Source organism: Achromobacter sp. SD115, from assembly GCF_017355315.1.
Lineage (GTDB): Bacteria > Pseudomonadota > Gammaproteobacteria > Burkholderiales > Burkholderiaceae_B > Achromobacter > Achromobacter xylosoxidans_B.
In genome coordinates this window covers 301,744-326,666 of record NZ_JADIJM010000006.1, presented here as the reverse complement: position 1 = coordinate 326,666, position 24,923 = coordinate 301,744, and the positions used below count along the sequence as shown (strand labels likewise).

Sequence of the window (24,923 nt, the reverse complement as noted above, 5' to 3'; positions counted from 1 at the left end):
ACAGTCGTCCTGGCCGCGCTGGATTCCACCATCATCAGCACCACCCTGCCGCGCGTGGCCGAAGCGCTGAACGGCATGGCGCTATACGCCTGGGTCGGAACGGGCTACCTGCTGGCCACCGCCGCATCCATCATGATTTTCGGTCGCCTGGGCGACATGTTCGGCCGCAAGCCCCTGATGCTGCTATCGGTGCTGATCGTGGCACTGGGCTCCATCGCCTGTGGCCTGTCGCAGACCATGACCCAGCTGATCATTTTCCGGTCGCTGCAGGGCATAGGCGGCGGGATGATGATCGCAACCGCGTTCGCCGCGCCGGCGGACCTGTTCCCCGATGCCAAGCAGCGAGTGCGCTGGATGGCGCTGGTATCAGCGGCGTTCGCCATGGCCAGCGGCATCGGCCCGGTCCTGGGTGGAGCGGCGACGCAGGCGCTGGGCTGGCGCGCGGCCTTCTTCATCGCGCCGATCGCGGCCGCGGGCGCGTTTTTCCTGCTGGCCCGTTACTTTCCCCGCATCCGCCCGATCCACGACGGCAGCCGCAAGATCGACTGGCTGGGCGCCATCCTGCTGGTGCTGGCGGTGGGCGCGCCGCTGGCCGCGCTGGAGCTGGCATTTGCCAGCGGCGACCATGCCCACCCCATGCTGGGATTGGCACTGGCCGTGGTGGGCGTGGCGGCCATCGCCATCCTGATTCCCACGGAACGGCGCGTAAGCTCCCCCATCTTTCCGCTGCGCGTGCTGGGCGGCGCGGAATCGCGGCTGCTGAACCTGGCGGCCATGATGGTGGGCGCGGTCATGTTCGTGCTGATCTTCTACAGCCCGCTGCTGCTGCAGCAGGTGCTGAACTACACCCCCAGCGAGGCCGGGCTGCTGCTCACGCCCCTGGTCGCCGCGATTTCGGTCGGCAGCATCATCAACGGCCGACTGTTCCCCAAGCAGACCGAACCGCAGCGCCTGATGGTGTTCGGCGGCTGCCTGCTGGCGGCGGGTTCGCTGATGGTGCTGCTGATCTCGCCGGGTACCTCTGCCTGGTGGATCCTGGCCGCCTTTTTCGTCAACGGCTGTGCGCTGGGCTTCCTGCTGCCGAACTTGACCTTGTTCATGCAGATGCTGAGTGAGCGGCGCGACGTGGGCGTGGCGTCGGCGCTGGTCCAGACCACGCGCGCCATCGGCAGCGCGCTGGGAACGGCCGTGGTCGGCATCATCATTTCCCATAGCACGGTACTAAACGGAGTGCGCGCGGGTCTGGTGCTGTGTATCGTCCTGTCGCTGACCTGTGCCCTGCTGGCCCATCGCATCAAAATGAGGAACCTGGCCAGTTCGCGGAAATAGCACTTCACCGGAACAATCAAGCATGCGTCACCGCGACCTGTTGGACCTGCTTCTGCTGGCGGCCGTCTGGGGCGGCTCCTTTCTATTCATGCGCGTAGCCGTGCCCGAGTTCGGGCCGATTGCGCTGATCGAGCTGCGGGTGGGCCTTGCTGCCCTTTTCCTGTTGCCTGCCGCCATATGGCGCGGCAAGCTGCCCCTGATAGCGCGTCATTGGCGGGCAATCCTGGTCGTAGGCGCGTTCAACGCGGCCCTGCCCTTCCTGCTGTTTGCATACGCCGCACAATCCCTAGGCGCCGGCTTCCTGTCCGTCGCCAATGCCGTAACCCCTGTCTGGGGCGCCGTGATAGGCTGGCTCTGGCTGAAAGACCGGCTGCCTCGCATGCGCGCTCTCGGCTTGCTTATCAGCGTGGGGGGCATCGTGGTGCTGGTATGGGACAAACTTGATTTCAGCGACGGCGGTTCCGGACTACCCGTATTAGCCGCGATTTCCGCGCCAGTCTTCTACGGCGTAGCCGCCAATTGGACCAAACGTTATCTGACCGGAGTGGACGCGTTGGTGAACGCGACCGGCAGCATGTTGGCGGCATCCCTGCTGCTGTTGCCTCTGGCCATCCTGGCTTGGCCCGAGCAGCCCGTCTCCCTTCGAGCCTGGCAGGCAATCGCCGTGCTGGCCGTCGTCTGTACGGGAATGGCCTACATCATATTTTTTCGCCTGATCGCCAATGTAGGGCCGACCGGTGCCGTCAGCGTTACCTTTCTTGTCCCCATTTTTGGGCTATTGTGGGGTGTCTGGTTCCTCGGAGAAGCGTTGACGCCCTCAATCCTCGCTGGCGCCGCCATCATTCTCGCAGGCACTGCCCTGGCGTTGGGGCTGGTGCCTCGCCCCGGCCGCTAGGAGGCGATGCGCGCCCCGCCGGGTACCTTATCAGGGTAAAATTTTGCGCTTTGACCGGCGCCTCCGAACACTCGCGGCTTTCTCCCGACTCCATGCCGGCTAACGCATTGCAACCAGGAGCATAACCGTGCGGAAGGGCATTATTCTCGCAGGCGGCAGAGGCACCCGTCTCTATCCGATAACGCGCAGCATCAGCAAGCAACTGTTGCCGGTGTTCGACAAACCCATGGTGTATTACCCCTTGTCCGTGCTCATGCTGGCGGGCATCAGGGACGTGCTCATCATCTCCACGCCCGAGGACCTGCCGCGCTTTCGCGAGCTGCTGGGCGACGGCTCGCCCATCGGCATGAATCTTTCCTACGCGGAACAGGACCATCCCCGTGGACTGGCCGATGCCTTTCTGATTGGAGAAGAATTCATCGGCAACGACGAGGTCTCGCTGATCCTGGGCGACAACATCTTCTATGGGGTCGGTTTGTCGACCGCGCTCAGCCACGCGAACCGGCGCACGCAAGGTGCAACGGTGTTCAGTTACGACGTGCTGGACCCCCGGCCTTTCGGGGTGGTCGAATTCGACAAGAACGACAAGGCCATCAGCATCGAGGAAAAGCCCGCCGTTCCGAAATCGAACCATGCCGTGACGGGGCTGTACTTCTACGACAATCGGGTCATCGAGTTCGCCCGTTCGCTCAAGCCTTCGCAACGCGGCGAGATCGAGATCACCGACCTGAACCGGATCTACCTTGAACTGGACGAGCTCTATGTCGAACGGCTCGGCCGCGGCTTCGCCTGGCTGGACACCGGCACCGCCGACGGGCTGCTCGATGCCGCAAACCTGGTGGCAACAGTCGAACGTCGGCAAGGCATGAAAATCGCCTGTCCGGAAGAGATCGCCTGGCGCCAGCACTGGATCGATACCGCCGCGCTGCTGGCCTTGGCCGACGGCTATGGCAACAACGCCTATTCCGACTACCTGCGCCGACTGGTCCGCGACACACGATGAGCCGACTTGCCGCCTTCCTGCTGCTAGGCGCCATGATCCTGGCGTCCGCGGCCTCTGTACTCGCTTTCCGCATGCAGATAAACCGCATGGGCGCATTGCCTGCGGATCTGTGGGGCAAGCTGATGTTCGTGGTCCATGCCTTGCTGTCACCGTTGGCTGTCTTCGCGATGATGTGCTTCGGCATCTCTTTCGTGTGCTGGACGCTGGCGAGCACGAAGCTGCCCTTGAACATTGCCTATCCCCTGACCAGCCTGATATACCCTGTTATCGTGGTGAGCGCCCATTTTCTTTTCGGCGAAGCCCTTGGCTGGCAGCGTATGGCAGGCATCGCCATAATCATGGTCGGCCTCACCGTCAGCAACATGAACCCCTGATCCCTCGCATCGATCCGCCGCGCCCATGGAACCCATTCCCTTCAACCGCCCCCCGAACACCGGCCTCGAACTCCAATACATTGCCCAGGTGATCGAAAGCGGCCATCTGACCGGCGACGGCGCATACACCCGGCAATGCCATGCCTGGCTCGAACAGAACCTGGGCACGGCCAAGGCGCTGCTGACGCATTCCTGCACGGGCGCGCTGGAAATGGCGGCCCTGCTTTGCGGCCTGCGGCCGGGTGATGAAGTCATCATGCCTTCATTCACCTTTGTCAGCACTGCCAACGCGTTCGCGCTGCGTGGCGCGGTGCCGGTATTCGTAGACATCCGCGAAGACACACTCAACCTGGATGAAAGCCGGATCGAGGCCGCCATTACCCCTCGTACCCGCGCAGTCGTCCCGGTGCACTACGCCGGCGTGGGCTGCGACATGGATGCCATCTGCGCCATCGCCGCCGAACGCGGACTGAAGATCATTGAAGATGCCGCGCAGGGCTTCGGCTCCACCTGGCGCGGCCAGGCTCTGGGCACACTGGGCGACTACGGCACTCTCAGTTTCCACGGCACCAAGAACATCGTGGCGGGGGAAGGCGGCGCCTTGCTGACGCGTTCGAAGCAAGAAGGGGAACGCGCCGAAGTGACGCGCGAAAAAGGCACGGACCGCTCGCGCTTTCTGCGCGGCGAAGTCGACAAATACACCTGGCAGGAACTCGGATCCTCGTACCTGCCCAGCGATTTGACGGCCGCCTTCCTGCTGGCCCAGTTTGAACACAGCGCCAGCATCAACGCGCGCCGCGTCGCCGCCTGGTCGCGCTATCACGCTGCTTTCGCCGGCCTCGAGGCCGCCGGCAAGCTGCGCCGGCCGTTCATCCCTGATGCGGCAACCCACAACGGACACATCTACTACCTGGTCTTCAACGACGAGCAGGCAAAGACGCGCATGCATCGGGCCCTGGCGCAAGCCGGCATCCAGGCGGCCAGCCACTACGTGTCCTTGCACGACTCGCCCGCTGGCAAGCAGTATGCCCGTGCCAGCGGAGCCTTGCCCGTCACTGACCACGTTACACGCGCGCTGCTGCGACTGCCGATGTATGCCGACCTCTCGGAATCGGACCAGGACCGTGTCATCCGCATCGTCTTGGCCGAGGCCTGATGCAAGGCGTGCTAGGCGCCGCGCGCCTGCGTTGCATTCCGGCCCTGGCAGCAGCCCTGCTGGCCCCGGTACTGATGATGGCATTGCTGTACCAATATGCCGACCCGCGCTGGATGACCAACGACGATATCGCCATGTCGATGGTTGCGCATGGCTATGGCTTGGCTGACCACGGGTCGCCGAACCTGTTCTTCTCCAACATCCTTTGGGGCTATCTGGTTCGAGCCATACCCACGGTCCATGACGTGCTGGGTTACTCGATCGCAAGCCTGGCCGCGCTGCTCATCGCCAGCGGCACCCTCCTGTACGCCCTGTGGCGTCTGGGGACGAGCTTCTGGATCGGCCTGCTGGTCTGCGCGCTTGTCCTGGTCCGCCCTGCCCTGTTTCCGCAGTTCACGATCAACGCAGGTCTGCTCAGCCTGGCAGCCATCGCATGCTGGTGCCTATATGCCCGCGACCGCTCATGGCGAGTCTTGGCGGCGGGGTGCGCGCTGTTCCTCGCCGGCTTTCTCGAACGCAACCACGAAGCGCTCATCGTGCTGATCGTGGGCTTGCCTCTGCTGCCATGGCGCACGCTTGCCGGTCTCCGGCCCTGCCGGCTTGCGCTGGTCCTGCTCGCCACCATCCTCGTCAGCGCAACCTGGTTTGACAGGCTATCGTATGAAGGCGCCGAGTGGGCTTCATTCAATGCGCTCAATCTGCCGCGCGCCGCCTTCACCGACTTTGGCGCCCTCGACAGTCTGGAGCAGCGTCCGGACATCCTGGCGCGCTACGGTTATACGCATAACGACCTGGACCTGCTGAAGCACTGGTTCTTCGTCGATGCGGACATTGCGGATCCAGACAAGCTCAACGCCATGCTCCGGGACTTAGGGCCGTTACCGGCCCAGAATGGCTCCCTGGTTAAAGCGCTGCTCGGCGTGCAAATGCTCTGGTATTCCGATTTTGTGCCGCTGCTTGCGCTCGCCGCGCTCTTGGCGATCGCATACCGCAGCCGCCGCGCCGCCATTTCATGGGCGCTTTGCGTCCTGGCCGTATTCTGCCTGGGGCTGGCCGGACGCCCCGGCACCTTGCATGTCTACTATCCACTGATCGCCACCCTGCTGATGGCGCCGCTGCTGGCATCCCGACCCGCGCAACGCGCGGGGCCGTTGCTGACGGCAGCGATCGGAGCAGCCTGCGCGCTGAACCTGGGCGTCGTGCTGTCCCAGGCCAGCGCCATGGCCGCCGGAGCGCGGGAATTGCGCACCGCTCTCGCGGGCTTCCCTCAAGAGACGGTCGCGATCTGGGGTGCGAACTATCCGTTTGAAGCCATGTACGGCGTGCTGAGCATTCAGCCATCGGCACAAGGCCAGCGGTTTTACGGGCTGGGCGTCTTCACCTTGGCGCCCTTCGCGGTATCTCGCGCCGAGCAGTTGACAGGCCGGGGATTTCCGGAGCGCCTGCAATCCCCCGAAGGCATCCCGATACTGGCCAATGACGCGTACATCGCCCGGCTCGCCGCCTACTGCGCCGAACGTCGCCATGGCCAACTGCGAGCCTTGGCTGTCCAGCACTTCGGGCCGCTGACCCTGTCGCGGCAACAGTGCAGATGAGTCAGGCCGGAATCGCAGGCAGGGCCTGCGGATTTTCCAGGCGGGCCAGGCCAAAGCCCGTGCGTCCGTAGCCATCGCCGTTGTACAGCATGTACCAATCGTCCCCCACCCGGAACACGCAGGGATAGGTCCGCTCGCTCGCCTCCCAGGCTGCGGGCTCGCCCGCGAAGGTCACGCAGTCATCGTGCCGGCGCCAGACGCCATCTGGTCCCGCGTAGGCGAAGCCAAGCCGATAGCCTGGATGGCGTTTGGCGTACCACATCAACCGCCCCTGCCCCCAGGGGACCACGCAGGGCCGCGAAACCGCGAACTCCCGGGGGTCCAGCGACCCGGCCAGCCCGACCTCGACATCGGGCGAAGACAGCCATGCTAGCCCGTCTCTCGAATTGGCGGACTTCACCACGTGCTTCATTTCCAGGCCTTCTTTGCCCCATTCAAGATGGGTTCCGAACCACATGGTCCATTGCGCACCTTCCTTCAGAACCCAGGGATAGCCCAAGCTGTAGGGATTCGCCTCGCTGCGCCCCACGACGGGAGCAATGGAATGCCTGACGAAGCTGCGACCCTCATCGTGCGAGACGGCCAGACCGATAAAGTTGGTAAACGGCACCCGCAAACCCAACGTCCATCCCAGGTAGTACGCAAGCCAGCGACCGGGCTGCGGCACGACGCAGCCTACCGTCACGCCATCCGCATCGAAGGCGCCCCGGCTACCTGCCTGCAACAGCGGTCCGCGGGCCGGTTCGATGATCTGCCAGCTCGAGCCTTGGATCGACAATTCGATGCTGGCCAGGCAAGACCGCCCCCCAGCATCGCGCGGCGAAAAGTAGACCCGCACCCGGCCGCCCTCCAAGGGCACCGCCGTGGGATAGCTGGCGTGGCTTGCAGCCCAATCCACGGCCAGAGGCGCCCCCAGCACCTGGCCCAGCGGACGCCAGACCTGTGCGGCCGGCCCGGAGACGATGGCGCCATGCGTCGCCATGCTCAGATTCTCTTCAGGCGCGAACTAGGCACCCGCGAACGCTCGGCGGCCACCGCCGTGTAGACACCCTCGGGGTCCGCATCCGCAAACAGCGCGGCCCCGGCTCCGATGACGCATCGATCGCCAATGCTGATGTGATCCCGCAGCGTGGCATTCACGCCAATGAAACAGCTCTCCCCGATGCGCACGCCGCCCGAAACCACCACGTGCGACGCAATGAACGTATGGGCGCCGATGGTCGAATGATGGCCGATGTGGTTGCCACTCCAGAGCGTTACGTTGTCGCCGATGCTCACGAAAGGCTGGACTGTATTGTCTTCGAGGATGAAGCAATTCTCTCCGGGTGGCTCATCGGGGAGGTAGGTGCAGCGCGAACTGACATAACTTGCCAGCGTGTAGCCCAAAGCCTTGGCCGCAAGGAACTTCTCGCGCCTCAGCCGGTTGATGCCGGCATAGCTCAGCGCGATGAACATATCGTGGCTCGCCGGAGGATAGTCTTGCGCCACCTGGTCAAACGCTACCACCGGCCGGCCCTGGAACGAGTCCGTCGTCAAATAGCCAGGGTCCACGGTGAAGGCGGCCACTTCGCGTCCACCGTCGCGCGTGAAATAGAAATGCGCCAGTTGGGCGATGTCGCCTGCCCCGAAGATCACGATGGGCTTCATGTCACTTTCTCACCAGAAGGGTGAACTCATAGAGTCCGTAGTCGTGCAGGAGCGCGACGCTACGGGAATACTTGCGCTTGCATAGATCAAACCAGTAGCAGGGATCGGCATAGTGCAGGTCCGGGCGCATCTTGTCGCTATCCGAGTAGGACGTGAGGCAATTGAACGCGAAGCCCTTGCTGCTGCTGCGGTCCAACACGTCCACCGTAGCATGCATATAAGCCGCCCAATCAGACTCCGACTGGCTCAGGCGCACGTTGAAGATCCCGCTGGCCACGCTGTAATCTGCCACGGACGGAGGCTCCGAACCCAGATGAAATGCGGCATGCGCAGGCGCATCGCGGCTTGCAGCCTCTATCATCGCCTCGCTGACGTCCACGCCCATGTATGAAAACCGCGGATAACTCGACTGCAGGTGGTGCAGCAGCGCGCCATAGCCGCAGCCCAGGTCGTTGAGCGAAAAATCCTCATTCTCCCGCAGGATCCGCAACAGTTGCTCAAAGCGCAGGATCTGGCTGTCTGCACTGCTCCAGTCCACGCCCTTCGCGGTGGTGCCGTGGTCCTTGAGCTTCGCCGAATAGTAATCGGCGACCTCATTCAGCAATGTGTCTCGATTCCGTTCGGCCATGTATTTTTCTCACGATAGTGTAGGGACGCTGCTTGGTTTCGGTGAAGATCTTGGAAAGATAGATCCCGATGATCCCGATGAATGAGATCACCAAGCCTCCCATCAGCCAGATCGAAATCATCACCGAGGTCCAGCCGCTGGGCGGGTTGGAGAACAGCAGCCAGTTTGCGACCAGATAACCCCCGTAAATGAGTGCCACAACCGATATGAGCGCCCCGACATAGAAAATGAAGATCAGCGGCCGATTGCTTACGGAGGTCACTGAATTGACCAACAGTGACAACTTTTGCCTGAACGTATAGCTCGTCGGACTGGTACTGAGCTTGGTGACGACGCGCGCGATTTGGCGAAAACCGGTGATGTACCAAAGGCCAGCCAAAAACACCTCGCGCTCACGAAATTGCAGCAACGCATCGACATAGCGGCGCGTCATGAGGCGCGCGGTGATCAGGTTTTCGGGCAGGGCGAAGCCAGTCAGCCACCTCAAGACCTTGTAGTACAGCACGCCGCTCCAACGCTCGAACAGGCCACCCTTGCGGCGCGCCTGCACGCCATACACCACGTCGGCGCCTTCCTCGCGCATGGCCTGATCGAAACTCTCCAGCCATTCGGGGGATTCCTCCAGATCGACGTCGATCAAAAATACCCGTTCGCCACGGGCATGCGTCAACCCGGTCATGATGGCTTTGTGGTGACCGAAGTTTCGGGACAAATCCACCACCACCACTCTGGGATCCTCAGCCACCAGCGCCTCCGCGATCTCCAGCGATTCGTCGGGAGAGCCGTCGTTGACCAGCACGATTTCGTAGTCATCCGTGAGGGCTTGCGCCGCGGCGCTGGCGCGCTGATGGAATTCGCGGATATACGGAGCGGAGCGATACAGGGTCGCCACCACTGACAGCTTCATGCGATCTCCTTGCCTGCGGCGACGTCACGGGCAATGAAACGCGCGGCATCACGCCCCTTCATGAAAAGCAGGTCCAGCACGGTCACGTCATGGCGAAACTCGCCGTGCAGTTGAGAATATTCGGGATACCCGGCATACGACATCCATTCCACCCCAATGCCGCGTTCATTGAAAATGGACTCATCCAGATAGGCTTGGGCAGCGGGGCCGGACAAGTAGTGCGTGCCGCCCACCGCCTGGCACAGTTCGGCCAGGCGGGTAGTCGGATCGAACCGGTCCAGCGCCTCGAACGGTAGGACTTCATAGGAAGCCTTCAGTTCGGTGTCGATGCCGAGAAAGGCGCAAATCTCGCCGATGAACATCCGATTGATCGCGGAGAGGTTCTCCTGGCTACCAGCGCGGTCATACAAATCCGCGAGCCAGGGCCTGAGCTCGTTCATAAACGGCGCGCGGGCATAGGCCAGCTCCAGGGTGCGCCAATGCTTGGCGGCCCATTTCCTGTCGGCCACTTCTACCTCGCAGATGCGCAGATCCCTGTCGTGGTGAACCGGAATCGTCAGCCAGGCTTCGCCGTTTGCCGTCTTGATCCGGTTGCGCGTGCGCCAATCGCGCCGTGTCGATTGCACGTCGTCCAGGAAAACGAATGTATCCACGGCGCCCATCATGTCGAAATAGCCCTTCCAGGGAATGTAATTCGACTGAACGATGGCTACGCGCTTCTGAGCACTATTCACAATAATGGAGATCCATCCGGAGTCAGCCGATCATTGTATTCAATTGTCGGGACCATAAAAACAATGCGCAGGACGCCCAAGTTCTGCAGTCAGTACTTATCCGAAGTCCCCGTCAACGCCACCCCGATGCGCAGCAGCGTATAGGAAACCGCGTCGACCCAGCGCCGCAGCCACCCCCGGCGCTGGTAATCCAGCGGCCGGATGAAGCGCCCGCCCTCCCGGATGGCCGCCTCCAGCCGTTCCTGCAGGTCCCAGGAGAAGGGCTGGTCGTCCACGACCACATTGGCTTCGCGCGCCAGCAGCAGGCTGAAAGGGTCCAGGTTGGATGAGCCCACCGTCGCCACATTGTCGATGACCGCCACCTTGGCGTGCAGGTAGCTGGGCATGTATTCGTAGATTTCAATCCCGTCGCGCAGCAGTTGGTCGTACAGCGAGCGCGTGGCGTGGTACTGCATGCGGTATTCGACCTTGCCCTGCAGCAAAAGGCGCACGCGCACGCCGCGCGCGGCGGCCTTGGCCAGCGCCCGGCGGAACTGGCGGCCGGGAAAGAAATAGGCATTGGCGATCAGGATGTCGCGGCGCGCGTGCGCGATGCCGTACAGATAGGCGCGCTCGAAGGTCTGGCGAAAGCGCAGGTTGTCGCGCAGCACCAGCGCGGCGCGCAGATCGCCACAGGGCGCGACGGCGGCGTGGCGCGGCTTGAGCAAGCGCATGCGGTTCCAGTCGCGCGGATGGCGGCGCAGGCGCGCCCAGTTCAGCCGCACCCATAGCAGTTCCTGGGCATAGGCGGCCTCGGTGACCAGCGGTCCCTGCACCTGCACCGCGAAATCGAAGCGCGGGCCGGTAATGCCGTCCGTCGGGTCCTGGTCGTCGTAATCATCAAGGATGTTGATGCCGCCGATGAAGGCGACGCGTCCGTCCACCACCGTGACCTTGCGGTGCAGGCGCCGCAGGCGGCTGCGCGACGGAATGTAGCGCGCGAACCAGCGCGGCTCGGGACGGAAGATGCGGCATTGAGCGCCTGCGTTGGTCAGGCGCGTGCGCAAGGGATCGACGAACTCGGCGCTGCCGAAGCCGTCCAGCACGACGCGCACCTTGACCCCGCGCCGCACGGCCGCCTCCAGGCAGTCCAGCACCTGGGAGCCGGTGCGGTCCGGCGTGAAGATGTAGGTTTCCAGGTGCACGCTGACCTGGGCGGCGTCGATGGCCGCGCACAGCGCGGGAAAAAAGTCGGCGCCGTTCTGGAGCAACCGGATGTCGTTGCCCTGCGTCCAGTCCAGCTTGGACTGCTCTGCCCTCACGGCAGTTCCAGCTCGGCCAGCAAGGGGGAATGATCAGAAAGCCTGGCCCATTCGCGGCCGCGCAGCACGCGGGCGCTGCGCACGGCGAAGCCGCGCTGGTAGATGCGGTCCAGGCGGAACCACGGGAACACCGCGGGGAAGGTGCGCGGCGGCGGCAGCAACAGGCGCGAACTGTCGCCCATGCCGAGCTGGTTGGTGCGTTCCATGACGGAGACGCCGCCATTGGGCAGCCCGCGCAGGGCATTGCTCAGGCGCTTGACCGAATCGCGCAGGCGCGGCAATTCGCCGCCATGGCTGCGCGGGGCATGCGAGAACACTTCGTACAGACCCAGCTGCTGCACGAACAGCGGCGCCAGGCGGTCGCCCCAATCATTGAAATCGCCCGCGATCAGGATGGGCTCGCCATCCGGCACCATGCGCCGGATGCGCTCGGTCAGCGCCAGGATCTGGCGACTGCGGCTGCCGGCGAACAGGCCCAGGTGCACGACGAAGCAATGCACGGCACGCCCGCCCAGCTCGATACGGGCGTGCAACAACCCGCGCTGCTCCAGCCGGTGGTCGGAAATATCCAGGTTTTCGTGGTCAAGAATGGGAAAGCGCGACAACAGCGCGTTGCCGTGGTCCGTCTCATGGCGGATGGCATTGCGGCCGTAGGCCACATCCAGCCGCAAGGCGGCGGCAAGGGATTCGTGCTGGGCATCGAGCAGCGATTTCTGCTCATTGCGGCCCTGGACCTCTTGCAGGAAGACCAGATCCGGACGCAGGCCATAAAGGCCCAGACGCAATTCGTTCAGGGAGTCGCGCCGGCCCAATGCCGAGCGGCCCTTGTGTATGTTGTAGCTGACGACGCGGATGAGCGACATGGAAAAATGGCGCCTTTCAAAACTTGGGAACCGCCGGCCACCGCAAAAAAAGAAGCCCGGCCAGCACCGCCAAAATCAGGCGGCGTTTGCCAGATTACTCCAATTCAGAAGACCGTTCCCACCGCCGCGGCGCTGACCCCGCCCTCAAGCAGCAACAGGTCCCAGCGCCCAGTCGAGCACCCCACGCCGCAAGCAAACAACGCCCCCCAAGCCGGGCCGCACGGATCCGGGCTCCGCCGGTCCGTAGCGGCGCCCCCCTGGGGGGGAAGCGCCTACGGCGCTTCGGGGGGGGTCACTTCGGTTCTACGTTGCGCAAGCGGATGTGCAGTTCGCGCAGTTGCTTCTCGTCGACTTCCGAGGGCGCCTGGGTCAGCAGATCCTGGGCGCGCTGGGTCTTCGGGAAGGCGATCACGTCGCGGATCGATTCGGCGCCGGTCATCATCGTGACGATGCGGTCCAGGCCGAAGGCGATGCCACCATGCGGAGGCGCGCCGTACTGCAGCGCGTCCAGCAGGTAGCCGAACTTCTCGCGGGCTTCCTCGGCGCCGATCTTGAGCGCGCGGAACACCTTGCTCTGCACTTCCTCGCGGTGGATACGGACCGAGCCGCCGCCGATTTCCCAACCGTTCAGCACCATGTCGTAGGCCTTGGCGAACGCCTTGCTGGGATCGGTTTCCAGGAAGTCTTCGTGGCCATCCTTCGGGCTGGTGAAGGGGTGGTGGGCGGCGGTGTAGCGGCCGTCTTCCTCGTCGTACTCGAACATCGGGAAGTCGACCACCCACAGCGGCTGCCAACCGGCTTCGAACAAGCCCGTCTTTTTGCCGAATTCGCTGTGACCGATCTTCACGCGCAGCGCGCCGATGGCGTCGTTGACGACCTTCTCGCGATCCGCGCCGAAGAAAATGATGTCGCCATCTTGCGCGCCGGTGCGCTTGACCAGTTCGGCCAGGGCAGCGTCATGCAGGTTCTTGACGATGGGCGATTGCAGGCCTTCGCGGCCCTTGGCCACTTCGTTGACCTTGATGTAGGCCAGGCCCTTGGCGCCATAGATGCCGACGAACTGGGTGTAGCCGTCGATCTCGCTGCGCGACATTTCGGCGCCGCCGGGCACGCGCAAGGCGACCACGCGGCTGCCGGGCGCCGTGGCGGCGGCGGCAAACACCTTGAAGTCCACATCGCGCATGACGTCGGTCATGTCAGTGAATTCGAGCTTCACGCGCAGGTCCGGCTTGTCCGAACCGTAGCGACGCATGGCTTCGGTCCACGGCATGATCGGGAACGGCGAAGCCAGGTCGACGCCCTGCACCACCTTGAACACGTGGCGGATCAGGTTCTCGAAGATTTCACGGATCTCGAATTCGTTCAGGAACGAGGTTTCGCAGTCGATCTGGGTGAATTCAGGCTGGCGATCGGCGCGCAGGTCTTCGTCGCGGAAGCACTTGGTGATCTGGTAGTAGCGGTCAAAGCCCGACACCATCAGCATCTGCTTGAACAGCTGCGGCGATTGCGGCAGCGCGAAGAAGTGACCGGCGTTCACGCGCGACGGCACCAGGTAGTCGCGCGCGCCTTCCGGCGTGCTCTTGGCCAGCATCGGGGTTTCGATGTCGATGAAGCCCAACTGGTCCAGGAACTTGCGCGTTTCGATCGACACGCGGTAGCGCAGCATCAGGTTGCGCTGCATCTGCGGACGGCGCAGGTCCAGCACGCGGTGCGTGAGGCGCGTCGTTTCCGAGAGGTTGTCGTCATCCAGCTGGAACGGCGGGGTGACCGACGCGTTCAGGATCTCGACTTCCTTGCAGAGCACTTCGATTTCGCCGGAGGCCAGCTCGGCGTTGGCGGTGCCCGCCGGACGCTCGCGCACCAGGCCGGTGACGCGGATGCAGAATTCATTGCGCAGGCGCTCCGCGGTGGCGAAGGCGGCGTTGTCCGGATCGAACACGATCTGCGCCAGGCCCGCGCGGTCGCGCAGGTCGATGAAGATGACCCCGCCGTGGTCGCGGCGGCGGTTCACCCAGCCGTACAGGGTGACGGTCTGGCCGAGATGGTCACGGCAAACCTGGCCGGTGTAGCAGGTACGCATGCGGGATGACTCCGTTTATGTGCTTGGTTATAGCGTAAGGGTTACGAATCGGCGCGAGGCGTGTCCTGCACGCCAGGAGCCGGGACGGGAGCGGCCGGCCGGTCCGCGGGCGTCGCCGCCTGAACCGGCGCGACTACGCCCATGGAAACGATGTACTTCAATGCCGCGTCCACGCTCATCTGAAGATCCATCGCGTCAGCGCGCGGGACCATCAGGAAGAAGCCGGACGTGGGATTCGGCGTGGTCGGCACGTACACGCTGATGTGGTCGCCGGGCAGCCGGTCGGCCACTTCGCCGCTGGGCGAGCCGGTAACGAAAGCAATGGTCCAGCTGCCCGCACGCGGATACTGCACCAGCACCGCGCGCCGGAAGGCCTGGCCGTTGGGCGCAAGCACGGTATCGCTGACCTGCTTGACCGAGTTGTAGATCGAGCGCACCAGGGGTATGCGGCCCAGCAGGTTTTCCCACTGGTCCACCATGGTGCGGCCGATCAGGTTGGCGGCGAACACGCCCGTCAGAAGCACCACCACGATGACCAGAACGAAGCGGAAGCCGGGAATGTCGATGCCGAACAGCGATTCGGACGACAGGAAGCCGGGCACGAACCCTTCAAGGGTCGCGACCAGCAAGCCCAGCACCCACACCGTGATGACCAGGGGAACCCAGATCAGCAGGCCGGTGATGAAGTACTTCTTGATGACGCGCATACGCATCGCGTGTGCTCTAGGAGGCGGCGCTACCGGCGGCAGGCGTCGCCGGGGCGGCCGGAGCTGCGGGCGCGGCGGCAGGCGCGGCGCTTTCAGCGGGCGCCGCCGGCGTGCTGGCCGCAGCCGCACCCTGGCTGGCGCCGTTGCCGTTGCCGCGGAAGTCCGTGACATACCAGCCGGAGCCCTTGAGCTGGAACCCAGCCGCGGTCACCTGCTTGGAGAACGTGCTTTGGCCGCATTCGGGGCAAACCGAAAGCGGCGCATCGGAAATCTTCTGCAAGACGTCTTTGGCGTGGCCGCAGGCGCTGCACTTGTAAGCGTAAATGGGCATCTAGGGCTCCCAGGCGCAGGCCCGGGGTATCAAAAGCCGCTATCGCCGGACACGATGTCCGGGGCCGGATCAAGTCCGAACGGAAGCGGAGGGCGGGCGAGGCCGGAAAAAATACGGGAAAGTCTTGAATTTTAGCGGTTTTTCGTGAACGGCCGGTGTCCGTCCCCGGCGGCCCGTCCAGGGCGGCGCCTCAAAGGCGCCGCCAGCGGCCTTTCCGGCCCTGCCGCCCTATACGGGAAGCAGGAACATGACGGCCGCCACCAGGGTCGGCGCCAGGGCCGACAGGAACAGCCGCCCCGACGAAATGCTGCCGTCCGGGAAGTGGTTCTTCAGGATGGCGAAGCCGGCCGGGTTGGGCGCATTGGCGATCACCGTCAAGCCCCCGCCAGTGACCGCGCCGGCCACCAGCATGTAGCGCCAGGCCTCGTTGGTGCCTTCGACCAGCGAACCCAGGTAGGTCAGCGCGGCGTTGTCGGTAATGGCGGTGAGCGCGGTGGCGCCCCAGAACAGCACGAAGGGCTCGAGCCCGCCCAGCAGGTCCTGCAGCCACCATTTCTGCAGGCCGCCCAGCACCACCAGGCCGGCCAGGAAGAAGCCCACCATCAGGCCTTCCTTGATCATCAGACGGCTCTGGTAGCGCTTATAGGCCTCGGCAAAGCCGATGAACATCATCAACAAGCCCAGGAAGATGGCCGGATGGTGCGCGCTGAGCACCACGGCGACCAGGAAGACCAGGTGCACCAGCATGACCAGCAGCGGCACCGGTCCGCGCGCATCGCCGCCTTCCGGCGCGTCCACGCCGCCGCCCGTGCCCACCGAGCGCTCCAGCAGCGCCTTGCGGCAGATGAAGGTCAGGAGGGCCGCGTTCAGGCAGACCGCGATCGCGGCGCGCCAGCCGAAATGCTGGGCCATGAAGGCCGAGTCCCAGCCGAAGGTGGAGGCCACCATCAGCACGGGCGGCGCGGCATAGGAGGTCAGCACACCGCCGATGGAGACGTTGACGAACAGCACGCCAAGAGTCAGGTACTTGAAGCCCGCGCGCCCGCTGCTGCGGAAGTAAGCGTCGCGCAACAGGATGGCAGCCAGCGTCATAGCGGCCGGTTCGGTGATGAAGGAGCCGCCCAGCGGCACCAGCGACATCACGACGAAGAAGGTGGCGAGTTCGCGCGGCAGCGGCAGCACCCGCGCCACCAGTCGCACCAGGGTCCCCACCAGTTCCAGTATCGGCCGGCTGGCCGCAACCACCATGATCACGAAGACGAACAGCGGCTCGGTGAAGTTGCGCGTGTCCATGTACTCGATGGCATGCGACGGACCCGACAGCGCCGCCATCGCCACGATCAGCACGAAGGCCCAGACGCCGAACACGGCCTCGACTTCGGAGAACAGATGCCAGATGCCCGCATGCGGTCCGCCACGATGCGCGAGCCGCGCGAAGAAGGGAACCGAGAAGGTATGAAGAACCGCCACGGCAAACAGGAGAGTGGCGATGACTTCAAGTGTCTGGGGCATGTAAACGACTTCCGGAAGAGGGATACGGCAGCGCGGACGCCGCCCGGCGGGCCTGCGGGGCAAGGGTCGCAATATAGCGCAAGGCCTTTACCGTGTAACGCAGGGTCAACACCAAGGCGCGCGGATCCGCCCCGCTATTTCCGCCAGTCTTGCGCGTCGTTGGCTGCGCCCTGGCGAGCATGCCGGAACGGCAGCAGCCGCAGGTCCAGCGCCGCGGGTCCGGGCGCGTCGACGTCGATGATCGCGGCACACAGCGGCAGGAAGGCCGCGCGGAAGTGGTTTTTAGCCTTCACGCATAGCAGCCGCACCTGATCGAGATCGATGCCATGCAAGGTGAAGAAGCCCGGATCATTGGCCGGCGCCACCAGCTCAGTGATGATGACCAGCACGTTGGACCGGTCGCGCAGCGACAGTAGCGCGGTGCGGCCGCAACGCGTGCGCACGCCGGTTTCCATCGGCCCGGTGTTGCTGAATTCGCCGTCGGTGTAGCGTTCAACCCGGAATGCCGCTCGCACCGGCGGACCGAAGTCGCGGCTCACGCGGCCGCCCAGGTCCAGTTCGCAATCGCCGCCCAAACCCGCTGCGTACGCGCGCCGAACCGCATCCGGATCCGCGAAGCTGGCGAACACGCAAGACAGATCGATCTGCGCATCCAGCAAGGCACGGAACAGTTCCGGTGTGTCGCACACGCCTCCCGACAGCGGGTTGTCGCCTGGATCGGTAACGGCCACCAGGCCGCCGGCGCGCGCCGCCTCCACGGCTTGCGCCAGGCCCTCTTGCGGCGTCGGCAAGGTGACCGCAAACGCAGGCGCCAGCCGCCGCATGGCGGCCATCATGGTCTCGGCCGCGGCCTGCGCCCGCGCGCCCGCGGCATCACGGGCCGTGTCGGCCACCACCAGCACCGATGCGCCGGTATCGACGGTATCCGCGTACGGAAAGCCGCCGAACACCGAGACTTCGGCCACGCCCTCGCCCACGTGGGCGGCGGCAAGATCCTGCAGCTCGCGCATCGGGCCGGCATCGGTGCGCATGTTGAAGCTGGACAGCAGCAAATCCGGCTTGGCCACCAGCACCCGCGGCGACAGCGTGCCGGCCTGCGCGCGCAGCAACATGTCGAGCACCCGCCCCGCCGCCTCGCGCATGTCTATGTGGGGATAGGTCTTGTAGCCGCTGGCGCAATCCAACAGGCTGCCCAGTTCAGGGGCCAGGTTGGCGTGCAGGTCGAAGCTCGCGCCCAGTGGCACATCAGGTAGCAAGGCGCGCACGGCGCGTACGAAGTCCAGGTCGGGCGTCTGCCGCCGGTCGGTAATGGCGGCGCCGTGCAACGACAAGTAGACGGCGTCCCAGCCAGCCTCTTCCGCAGCCAGCCCGGCCAGCACCTCTTCGGTAAAGGCGCGGTGCACGGCGTCTGCTATCGGCCCGCCAGGCAGGGCGGATGCGCAGCGCAGGGCCACGACCTCCCAATCCGGATGCGCGCGGGCGAACTCGGCGACTTCCCCCAGTTCGGTGGCCGTGCCAGCGGCGGCAGCCAGGGCATCGCCGCCCTTGCGCCACTCGCGCCGTTCGAAATCCGCCATGACGCAAGGCACCGGGCAGAAGGCGTTGCCTTCGTACCAGAAGCGCGCCACCGCCAGCCGTTTTTTCGAGCCCTTGCCCATGCGTTTCCCCGCTTATTCCGGACGGATGTCAGTGCCTTCGATCAGGACGCGGTACTTCTCGCGCTCCGTCTGCAGGTGCTGCGCCAAGGCTTGCGGCGTGCCGCCGATGGGCTGCGCCGCCAGGGCGGCCAGCCGTTCACGGGTGGCGGGCGAATCCAGCACGCGCTGGGCGGCAGCGTTGAGCTTGTCGATGACCGCTTGCGGCGTGCCGGAGGGCGCCATCACCACGAACCAGGAGGTCAGTTCGAAGCCCGGCACGGACTGCGCGATGGCTGCCACGCCCGGCGCGGCGGGCACCGGCTGGGCCGAAGTCACGCCCAGAGCCACCAGCTTACCCGCCTTGATCAAGGGCAAGGCGGTGGGCAGGTTGTCGGCGGACAGATCGATCTGCCCGCCCAGCAGGTCATTGTTGGCTTGGCTGGCGCCCTTGTACGGCACGTGGCGGATGTCCACCTTGCCCATGCGCTTGATCATCTCCAGCGCCAGGTGGCCCGAACTGCCCACGCCCGGCGAGCCCCAGTTCAGGCGCCCGGGCTCCGCGCGCGCGGTGCGCAGCAAGTCGTCCATGTTCTTCAGGCCGGACCCGGGATGCGTCAGCACCACGTTGGGCACCTGCGCCACGTAGGCGACCGGCGCGAAGTCCTTGACCGGGTCGTAGCCGATCTTCTTGTAGACGTAGGCATTGATGATCTGCGTGCCGGGCGTGCCCAGCAGCAGGGTGTAGCCGTCCGGCTGCGCGTGCGCCACCTCGGACGCGCCCAGGCTGCCGCCCGCGCCGGCCTTGTTGACCACCACCACGGATTGGCCGAGTTCGGCGCCCAGGCCCTCGGCCATCAGGCGGCCCAGCAAGTCGGTCGTGCCGCCGGCGGCGAACGGCACCACCAGCCGCACCGGCTGTTCCGGCCAGGCGGCACCGGCTTGCCCGGCCGCGCCCAACGCGGCAGCCGCCGCGATCCCTAGAGTCCAACCACGCAACAGATGGGAAAACCTCATGACGCCCCCTTGAGCGAATGATGACGATGCAACGGCCAATGCGGCAATAAAACCGTTTGGTTTATTTTTACAATAAATATACCATGTGTTTTATTTGACAAACCAGACCACGAGCCGCCGCACCCCATCATGAGCCGCATCATCCATCGCAATGCCAGCCCCCTGCCCGTCGCCGTCAAAGGCGAAGGCTGCTTCATCGTCGACCAGAAGGGCCGGCGCTACTTCGACGCCTCGGGCGGCGCGGCGGTCTCGTGCCTGGGACATGCGCACCCCGAAGTGCGCGCTGCCGCCGTCGCGCAGCTGGACGCGCTGGAGTACGCGCACACCAGCTTCTTCACCACGCCGGCGGCTGAAGAACTGGCTGAGTTGCTGGCGGCCAACAGCCCGGCCGGCCTGGGCAACGCCTATTTCGTTTCGGGCGGTTCGGAAGCCGTGGAGACCGCCTTGAAGATGGCGCGCCAATACCATGTTGAACGCGGCGAACCGGGACGCTACCGCTACATCGCGCGGCGCCAGAGCTATCACGGCAACACGCTGGCCGCCTTGTCAGTGGGCGGCAACGCCGGCCGGCGCGCCCTGTACCAGCCCGTGCTGATCGAAAGCCACCACGTCTCGCCCTGCTTTGCCCTGCATTACCGCGAGGCCGGCGAAACGGACGAGCAGTACAGCGACCGCCTGGCCGCGGAACTGGACGCCGAGATCCTGCGCCTCGGCCCGGACACCGTGTCCGCCTTCATCGCGGAAACCGTGGTCGGCGCCACTGCCGGCACCGTCGCGCCCGTGCCCGGCTACTTCCGCAAGATCCGCCAGGTCTGCGACCGCCACGGCGTGCTCTTGATCCTGGACGAGGTCATGTGCGGGCTGGGCCGCACCGGCAGCTATCACGCCTTCGAGCAGGAAGGCGTAGTGCCGGACCTGCTGACGCTGGCCAAGGGTTTGGGTGGCGGCTATCTGCCAATCGGCGCGGTGCTGGCGCATGACCGCGTCATCGGGGCCATCAACGCGGGCTCGGGCGCGTTCCAGCACGGCCATACCTACGTCGGCCACCCCGTAGCCTGCGCGGCGGCGCTGGCGGTGCAGCGCATCGTGCTGCGCGACAAGTTGGTGGAACGCGTGGCGGACATGGGCGCGCAGTTCGGCGCCATGTTGGCGGCGCGCCTGGAAAAGCATCCACACGTGGCCGACATCCGCGGCCGCGGCATGTTCTGGAGCGTGGAGCTGGCCGAGGATCCCGGCAGCCTGCGCGCGTTCGCGCCGCAACGCCGGCTGCATGCACGCATCAAGGCCCAGGCGCGCGACCTGGGCCTGCTGTGCTATCCGGGTGGCGGCACCGTGGACGGCAAGCTCGGCGACCACGTGCTGCTGGCGCCGCCCTACCTCAGCACGGCTGATGAGCTGGCGTTCGCGGTGGACGCGCTGGCCCGCGCCATCGATCTGGCGCTGGCGGACGATACGCCATAATACGGGGCACCTTACCCGGAGCGCAGATGGATAAAGCCGCCATCGACAAACTGATCGAAGCCCAGTTTTCCGCCCTGCCGCCCAAGCTGCGGCAGGCGGCCCGCTATGCGATCGACCACCCCAAGGACATCGCCCTGGAATCGATGCGCGCCGCGGCCGGCCATGCCGGCGTGCAGGCGGGCGTCATGCTGCGCCTGGCCCGGCAACTGGGATTCGACACCTACGAGGCGTTCCGCCAGCCCTATCGCGACTGGCTGGCCGCGGGCGGGTCCAGCTTTTCCGGCCGCGCCACCGCCCTGCGCAAGCGCCCGCAGCACGACGCCGACGCGGGACTGGTCGCCGACATCCTTGATGCCGAAGTGCGCAACCTGGGCACCAGCCTCGGTCCCGCCGCGCTCCCCGCGCTGAAGGCCGCGCACGGCCTGCTGGCGGGCGCGCGCCGCATCTACGTCATCGGCCTCCGCAGCCTGTATCCGGCGGCCTATCACTTCAGCTATGCCTGCGGCATGTTCCTGGACAAGGTCACCTTGCTCAGCGGCGTAGGCGGCACCTTGGCCGATGAATTGCGCCGCATCGGGCCGGACGACGCGCTGATCGCCTTCAGCCAGGCACCTTATGCGCAGGCGGCAGTCACGGCCGTGGAATTCGCGCATGAACGCGGCGCCGGCGTGGTGGCGGTCACCGACAGCGCGGTGTCGCCGATTGCCCCAGGCGCAAAGGCGCTGCTGCTGGTGGCCAACGACACGCCCTCGCTGTTTCCCTCGGTGGTGCCTGCGCTGTCCATCGCGCAGACGCTGGCCGCCCTGCTGGTCGCGCACAGCGGCGAGGAAAGCCTGCGCGAAATCGCCAACAGCGAAGCGCAGCTGCAGCGCTTCGGCGTGTACGCGGAAAAGCGCTAAAGCCTCAGGCGATCGGCGCGGGCGGCTCGCCGCCTTGCTGCGCCTCTTTCATTTCCATCAGCAGGCTGTGCAGCATCTCGGTGGACAGCCCGTGCAGCACCAGCCGGTAGCCTGCGCGCAGGGTCGACATCGGCACCAGCGGATGGTTGTTGTTGACCAGGATCAGGTGCTGCGGCGCCCCCAGCAGCTTGGCCGCATAGATGCCGATGGTCTCGTCCAGCTGTAGCGAATTGGCCGCGCGCCAGAAGTCGTTGTCGGTCAGCATCAGCTGATACAGCGGCGTGAAGAGTTCGATCGCGCTTTGCAGGTCCAGGAAGTTCAGCTTGCCCTGCGGCATGTCTTCGAGCAGCAGGTCCGGATCGCGGATCATCGAGAAATCGACCCGTTCCGGCGCATGCATTTCCACGCCTGCGTCGCGCAACGCCTGGTTCAAGCGGATGACGAAATTGAACAGGTTCAGGTCGTGCTTGACGAAGAGTTCGTCCTTTAGATCGTCGATATCGCGCGGCTCCAGCGGCGTGGTGGTGACACGCACCGGCGAGTTGGCCGCGATGAACGACAGGATCTGCGCGCCCAGATGGAAATGGCGCAGGATCAGCCAGTTGGCCTCGGGCGACACGAAGCGCTTCAAGCCCCAGGCCAGGATGCGGTGCAGCAGCTTGGAATGCGACCAGCGGCGCGGCAGGAAGGTCTTGACGACCTGGATCAGGATGATGAAGGCGCGCGCCAGCGGCCGCAAAAAGGGCAGCAGGTACTGGCGCGAAGCGCAGCTGGAATCCGTCAGCCAAGCCTTCTTGACCTTGTCCGGCAGAGGCGTGCTGCGGTCCAGGTAGAGCGCCAGCCAGGGGCTGGGGTCGGCGGGATCGTGCGGCTTGGCAAGGAAGTCAGGTTCTTTGCTCATGACGCATCGCCTTCCATCACGTGGTGGAACTGCATCAGGTACAGCGCGGCCGTGCGGCGCGCGGTGTCGACGATGCGCTGCTCGGCACGGCCGTCCTCGTCGCAGTCCAGCGCCAGTTCCACCGCCGACAGCCAGCGCGCCAGGTGATGCTCGTCGTTGTGACCGTGGTACTCCAGGAAGCGGAAGGCGTCGGGCGGCAGCGTCAGGCTGGCCTTGAGCAGCGGCAGCAACGCCGGCACGATGCGCTGGCCGGTGCCTTCGATGATGTAGATGGCGCCCAGCAGGCCGATCGGGTCGCGCGTGGCGGCCAGGCCGCGCAGATAGGCGTTGAGCGCTTCGCCGCCGGGGTTGCGGCGCAGCGCATCGATGCTGTCCACCGGGCCGCCCGCGTTGCGGTAGTCCTGGAACAGGATCTGGAAATCGTTCTGCTCTTCGCCGGCGTGCGTATCGATCAACGCGGCCAGCGGCGCGTACTGCTCCGACAGCGAGGCGGCGCCTTCGCGCATCCACTTGCTGCCTTCGCGCACCTGCGGAATCCAGTTCTCCATCCAGTTCAGGTAGTCGGCCGTCTGGAACTGGCGGTTGCGCAAGCGCCGCACCACCGGCGTGCGCCACACGCGCGAACGGTAGTCGTGCCAGATCGCGGCCAGTTCGGTCAGCAGCTGGCCCAGGCCTTGCGGCGCCATGTCCGGATCGTGCGGCGGCGCGATCGCGGCGGCGTCGTCGCTGTTCGCGTCCTCGCGCGCGGCGGCCGTTGCGGGCGCGCCCACGGCGATCTGCGGCGCGTGCACGGCCTCGGCTTCCAGCAGCATGTACGCGGCCATGAAACGGCCCGACTCCGGGATGTAGCAGAAGATCTGCTCGCCTGGCTTCACTTCGCGCGTTTCCAGAAACTCGGCCAGCATGATCAGGATGGACGCCGCGCCGGTATTGCCGCGCCACGCCAGGTTGCTGAACCAGCGTTCGCGCGGGATGACCAGGCCGGCCTTCTCCATCAGGTCTTCCACCACGGGAATGAACTTCTCCGACGAGTAGTGGCACAGGAAGTGGTCCACCTGGTCCGGATCGACCCAGCCGTCGCGCACCAGCTTGGCGTATTCATGGATGCCGATGTCGAACAGGTGCGGCAGCAGGCGGATGTCCTGGCGCAAGGACAGCGCGCCGTCGGCCTCGGCCTCGTTCCACGACGGGTAATCCAGATGACCCTTGGCGCGGTCGGCCGACAGGCCCAGCTGCATGCACACCGGATAGTCGCCCGAGAACGAGCGCTGATGCACCCACTTCAGGCGCAGGCGCACGCCTTGCGAGGCGCCCGGCAAGGGCCGTCCGCCATTGCCCAACAGTACCGCCCCCGCGCCATCCGACAACATCCAGCGCAGGAAATGCGCGTCGAAGTCGGCGTCGTAGCCGCGCGCCGCGAAGCGCGAGCGCTTGAACAGCCGCGACGGCAGTTCGCTGGCCACGGCCAGGGCGCTGGCATGTCCACCCAGCTCCACGCCCTGCGCGGCCGTCTGGATGGCCGACACGCCCGCCGCGCAGATGCCGTGCACCGACAGGGTTTCCATCGGATGCGCGGCCAGCTCGCCCTGGATCATGTTGGAGAAACCCGGCATCAGGGCGTCCCCGCCCGACGAACCGCTGGCCAGCAACGACACGGCGGACAGGTCGCTGTCGTTGCGCCGCAGGCAATCGCGGATGGCGTTGGCCGCGAGCTGGGCGTTGGTGAACACCGTGGCGCCCTCGGGATCGATCGCGTAGTAGCGCTGCTTGATGCCGTTCTCGGCCAGGATGCGGCTCTTGATGCGGCTGGACATGCGGTTCAGCGGCGCGATGTAGCTGTCCATGGCATCGTTGGACACGGGCTCGCCCGGCATGAAGTAGCCGGCGCTTTCCAGGTAGACACGATGAAACGCAATGGGCATGAGAGGCCTCTGGTGGATGTAGGGAGT

General features: G+C 65.3%; 23 protein-coding genes. 8 read left to right on the top strand and 15 right to left on the bottom strand.

The window, feature by feature from the left end:
- From IPU70_RS11770 to IPU70_RS11745, 6 genes are all read left to right on the top strand, one after another.
- A partial coding sequence (locus tag IPU70_RS11770; RefSeq protein WP_207467444.1) for an MFS transporter occupies positions 1 to 1,329 on the top strand: 1,329 nt, incomplete at its 5' end.
- A 22-nt stretch (positions 1,330 to 1,351) separates the two neighbouring features.
- Positions 1,352 to 2,224, top strand: coding sequence for a DMT family transporter (locus IPU70_RS11765; RefSeq protein WP_207467442.1), 873 nt, complete (start codon positions 1,352 to 1,354; stop codon positions 2,222 to 2,224).
- A gap of 121 nt (positions 2,225 to 2,345) precedes the next feature.
- Positions 2,346 to 3,227 carry a glucose-1-phosphate thymidylyltransferase RfbA gene (gene rfbA / locus IPU70_RS11760; RefSeq protein ID WP_207467467.1) on the top strand — a complete coding sequence of 294 codons (882 nt, stop codon included), beginning with the start codon at positions 2,346 to 2,348 and terminating at the stop codon, positions 3,225 to 3,227.
- Positions 3,224 to 3,601 carry a hypothetical protein gene (locus IPU70_RS11755; protein WP_125471195.1) on the top strand — a complete coding sequence of 126 codons (378 nt, stop codon included), beginning with the start codon at positions 3,224 to 3,226 and terminating at the stop codon, positions 3,599 to 3,601. Before rfbA ends, IPU70_RS11755 begins: the two co-directional genes overlap by 4 nt.
- A 25-nt stretch (positions 3,602 to 3,626) precedes the next feature.
- Positions 3,627 to 4,757 (top strand): dTDP-4-amino-4,6-dideoxygalactose transaminase, encoded by a 1,131-nt coding sequence (gene rffA / locus IPU70_RS11750; RefSeq protein ID WP_207467440.1) that lies wholly within the window; start codon positions 3,627 to 3,629, stop codon positions 4,755 to 4,757.
- The gene (locus tag IPU70_RS11745) at positions 4,757 to 6,352 is read left to right on the top strand and encodes a hypothetical protein (protein ID WP_207467438.1); all 1,596 of its coding nucleotides are present in this window, start codon (positions 4,757 to 4,759) and stop codon (positions 6,350 to 6,352) included. Before rffA ends, IPU70_RS11745 begins: the two co-directional genes overlap by 1 nt.
- A gap of 1 nt (position 6,353) precedes the next feature.
- On the opposite strand, the gene IPU70_RS11740 is transcribed toward IPU70_RS11745, so the two are convergent.
- The 13 genes from IPU70_RS11740 to IPU70_RS11680 form a co-directional block, all read right to left on the bottom strand.
- Positions 6,354 to 7,334 (bottom strand): hypothetical protein, encoded by a 981-nt coding sequence (locus IPU70_RS11740; RefSeq protein ID WP_207467436.1) that lies wholly within the window; start codon positions 7,332 to 7,334, stop codon positions 6,354 to 6,356.
- A gap of 2 nt (positions 7,335 to 7,336) precedes the next feature.
- A complete protein-coding gene (locus tag IPU70_RS11735) occupies positions 7,337 to 7,999 on the bottom strand; it encodes an acetyltransferase (RefSeq protein ID WP_207467435.1) in 663 nt (220 codons plus the stop codon).
- Between the two features lies 1 nt (position 8,000).
- A complete protein-coding gene (locus IPU70_RS11730) occupies positions 8,001 to 8,627 on the bottom strand; it encodes a trans-aconitate 2-methyltransferase (protein WP_175212976.1) in 627 nt (208 codons plus the stop codon).
- On the bottom strand, positions 8,593 to 9,534 hold the full coding sequence (locus tag IPU70_RS11725) for a glycosyltransferase family 2 protein (protein WP_125471200.1): 942 nt from the start codon (positions 9,532 to 9,534) through the stop codon (positions 8,593 to 8,595). Before IPU70_RS11725 ends, IPU70_RS11730 begins: the two co-directional genes overlap by 35 nt.
- Positions 9,531 to 10,268 (bottom strand): WbqC family protein, encoded by a 738-nt coding sequence (locus IPU70_RS11720; RefSeq protein ID WP_207467433.1) that lies wholly within the window; start codon positions 10,266 to 10,268, stop codon positions 9,531 to 9,533. The genes IPU70_RS11725 and IPU70_RS11720 overlap by 4 nt, the downstream gene beginning before the upstream one ends.
- A gap of 89 nt (positions 10,269 to 10,357) precedes the next feature.
- Positions 10,358 to 11,569, bottom strand: a complete 1,212-nt coding sequence (gene clsB, locus IPU70_RS11715; protein WP_207467431.1) for a cardiolipin synthase ClsB — start codon at positions 11,567 to 11,569, stop codon at positions 10,358 to 10,360.
- Complete coding sequence (locus IPU70_RS11710) at positions 11,566 to 12,432, bottom strand: endonuclease/exonuclease/phosphatase family protein (RefSeq protein WP_013396896.1); 867 nt, start codon at positions 12,430 to 12,432, stop codon at positions 11,566 to 11,568. The genes clsB and IPU70_RS11710 overlap by 4 nt, the downstream gene beginning before the upstream one ends.
- Positions 12,433 to 12,724: 292 nt before the next feature.
- Complete coding sequence (gene aspS, locus IPU70_RS11705) at positions 12,725 to 14,512, bottom strand: aspartate--tRNA ligase (protein ID WP_207467429.1); 1,788 nt, start codon at positions 14,510 to 14,512, stop codon at positions 12,725 to 12,727.
- A gap of 41 nt (positions 14,513 to 14,553) precedes the next feature.
- On the bottom strand, positions 14,554 to 15,219 hold the full coding sequence (locus IPU70_RS11700; protein WP_371818914.1) for a DUF502 domain-containing protein: 666 nt from the start codon (positions 15,217 to 15,219) through the stop codon (positions 14,554 to 14,556).
- A gap of 16 nt (positions 15,220 to 15,235) precedes the next feature.
- Complete coding sequence (locus IPU70_RS11695; RefSeq protein WP_207467425.1) at positions 15,236 to 15,550, bottom strand: FmdB family zinc ribbon protein; 315 nt, start codon at positions 15,548 to 15,550, stop codon at positions 15,236 to 15,238.
- Between the two features lie 228 nt (positions 15,551 to 15,778).
- The gene (locus IPU70_RS11690; RefSeq protein WP_013396900.1) at positions 15,779 to 17,062 is read right to left on the bottom strand and encodes a putative Na+/H+ antiporter; all 1,284 of its coding nucleotides are present in this window, start codon (positions 17,060 to 17,062) and stop codon (positions 15,779 to 15,781) included.
- Positions 17,063 to 17,196: 134 nt separating this feature from the next.
- Positions 17,197 to 18,720 (bottom strand): M81 family metallopeptidase, encoded by a 1,524-nt coding sequence (locus IPU70_RS11685; RefSeq protein ID WP_207467424.1) that lies wholly within the window; start codon positions 18,718 to 18,720, stop codon positions 17,197 to 17,199.
- 12 nt (positions 18,721 to 18,732) lie between these two features.
- Positions 18,733 to 19,713: a tripartite tricarboxylate transporter substrate binding protein gene (locus IPU70_RS11680; RefSeq protein WP_207467422.1), complete on the bottom strand. Its 981-nt coding sequence runs from the start codon at positions 19,711 to 19,713 to the stop codon at positions 18,733 to 18,735.
- A gap of 129 nt (positions 19,714 to 19,842) precedes the next feature.
- Between IPU70_RS11680 and IPU70_RS11675 the strand changes: the two genes are divergently transcribed.
- A complete protein-coding gene (locus IPU70_RS11675; protein WP_207467420.1) occupies positions 19,843 to 21,174 on the top strand; it encodes an aspartate aminotransferase family protein in 1,332 nt (443 codons plus the stop codon).
- A 26-nt stretch (positions 21,175 to 21,200) separates the two neighbouring features.
- The gene (locus tag IPU70_RS11670) at positions 21,201 to 22,073 is read left to right on the top strand and encodes a MurR/RpiR family transcriptional regulator (protein ID WP_207467418.1); all 873 of its coding nucleotides are present in this window, start codon (positions 21,201 to 21,203) and stop codon (positions 22,071 to 22,073) included.
- A gap of 4 nt (positions 22,074 to 22,077) precedes the next feature.
- On the opposite strand, the gene IPU70_RS11665 is transcribed toward IPU70_RS11670, so the two are convergent.
- Both IPU70_RS11665 and IPU70_RS11660 read right to left on the bottom strand, forming a co-directional pair.
- The gene (locus tag IPU70_RS11665; RefSeq protein ID WP_207467416.1) at positions 22,078 to 22,974 is read right to left on the bottom strand and encodes a hypothetical protein; all 897 of its coding nucleotides are present in this window, start codon (positions 22,972 to 22,974) and stop codon (positions 22,078 to 22,080) included.
- On the bottom strand, positions 22,971 to 24,896 hold the full coding sequence (locus IPU70_RS11660) for an iron-containing redox enzyme family protein (RefSeq protein ID WP_207467414.1): 1,926 nt from the start codon (positions 24,894 to 24,896) through the stop codon (positions 22,971 to 22,973). The genes IPU70_RS11665 and IPU70_RS11660 overlap by 4 nt, the downstream gene beginning before the upstream one ends.
- Positions 24,897 to 24,923: the final 27 nt, after the last annotated feature.

Coding starts and splice junctions, on each gene's coding strand:
- IPU70_RS11765 (WP_207467442.1), top strand. CDS start 1,352: ATGCGTCACCGCGACCTGTTGGACCTGCTTCTGCTGGCGGCCGTCTGG.
- IPU70_RS11755 (WP_125471195.1), top strand. CDS start 3,224: ATGAGCCGACTTGCCGCCTTCCTGCTGCTAGGCGCCATGATCCTGGCG.
- rffA (WP_207467440.1), top strand. CDS start 3,627: ATGGAACCCATTCCCTTCAACCGCCCCCCGAACACCGGCCTCGAACTC.
- IPU70_RS11745 (WP_207467438.1), top strand. CDS start 4,757: ATGCAAGGCGTGCTAGGCGCCGCGCGCCTGCGTTGCATTCCGGCCCTG.
- IPU70_RS11740 (WP_207467436.1), bottom strand. CDS start 7,334: ATGGCGACGCATGGCGCCATCGTCTCCGGGCCGGCCGCACAGGTCTGG.
- IPU70_RS11735 (WP_207467435.1), bottom strand. CDS start 7,999: ATGAAGCCCATCGTGATCTTCGGGGCAGGCGACATCGCCCAACTGGCG.
- IPU70_RS11730 (WP_175212976.1), bottom strand. CDS start 8,627: ATGGCCGAACGGAATCGAGACACATTGCTGAATGAGGTCGCCGATTAC.
- IPU70_RS11725 (WP_125471200.1), bottom strand. CDS start 9,534: ATGAAGCTGTCAGTGGTGGCGACCCTGTATCGCTCCGCTCCGTATATC.
- IPU70_RS11710 (WP_013396896.1), bottom strand. CDS start 12,432: ATGTCGCTCATCCGCGTCGTCAGCTACAACATACACAAGGGCCGCTCG.
- aspS (WP_207467429.1), bottom strand. CDS start 14,512: ATGCGTACCTGCTACACCGGCCAGGTTTGCCGTGACCATCTCGGCCAG.
- IPU70_RS11700 (WP_371818914.1), bottom strand. CDS start 15,219: ATGCGCGTCATCAAGAAGTACTTCATCACCGGCCTGCTGATCTGGGTT.
- IPU70_RS11695 (WP_207467425.1), bottom strand. CDS start 15,550: ATGCCCATTTACGCTTACAAGTGCAGCGCCTGCGGCCACGCCAAAGAC.
- IPU70_RS11690 (WP_013396900.1), bottom strand. CDS start 17,062: ATGCCCCAGACACTTGAAGTCATCGCCACTCTCCTGTTTGCCGTGGCG.
- IPU70_RS11685 (WP_207467424.1), bottom strand. CDS start 18,720: ATGGGCAAGGGCTCGAAAAAACGGCTGGCGGTGGCGCGCTTCTGGTAC.
- IPU70_RS11680 (WP_207467422.1), bottom strand. CDS start 19,713: ATGAGGTTTTCCCATCTGTTGCGTGGTTGGACTCTAGGGATCGCGGCG.
- IPU70_RS11675 (WP_207467420.1), top strand. CDS start 19,843: ATGAGCCGCATCATCCATCGCAATGCCAGCCCCCTGCCCGTCGCCGTC.
- IPU70_RS11670 (WP_207467418.1), top strand. CDS start 21,201: ATGGATAAAGCCGCCATCGACAAACTGATCGAAGCCCAGTTTTCCGCC.
- IPU70_RS11665 (WP_207467416.1), bottom strand. CDS start 22,974: ATGAGCAAAGAACCTGACTTCCTTGCCAAGCCGCACGATCCCGCCGAC.
- IPU70_RS11660 (WP_207467414.1), bottom strand. CDS start 24,896: ATGCCCATTGCGTTTCATCGTGTCTACCTGGAAAGCGCCGGCTACTTC.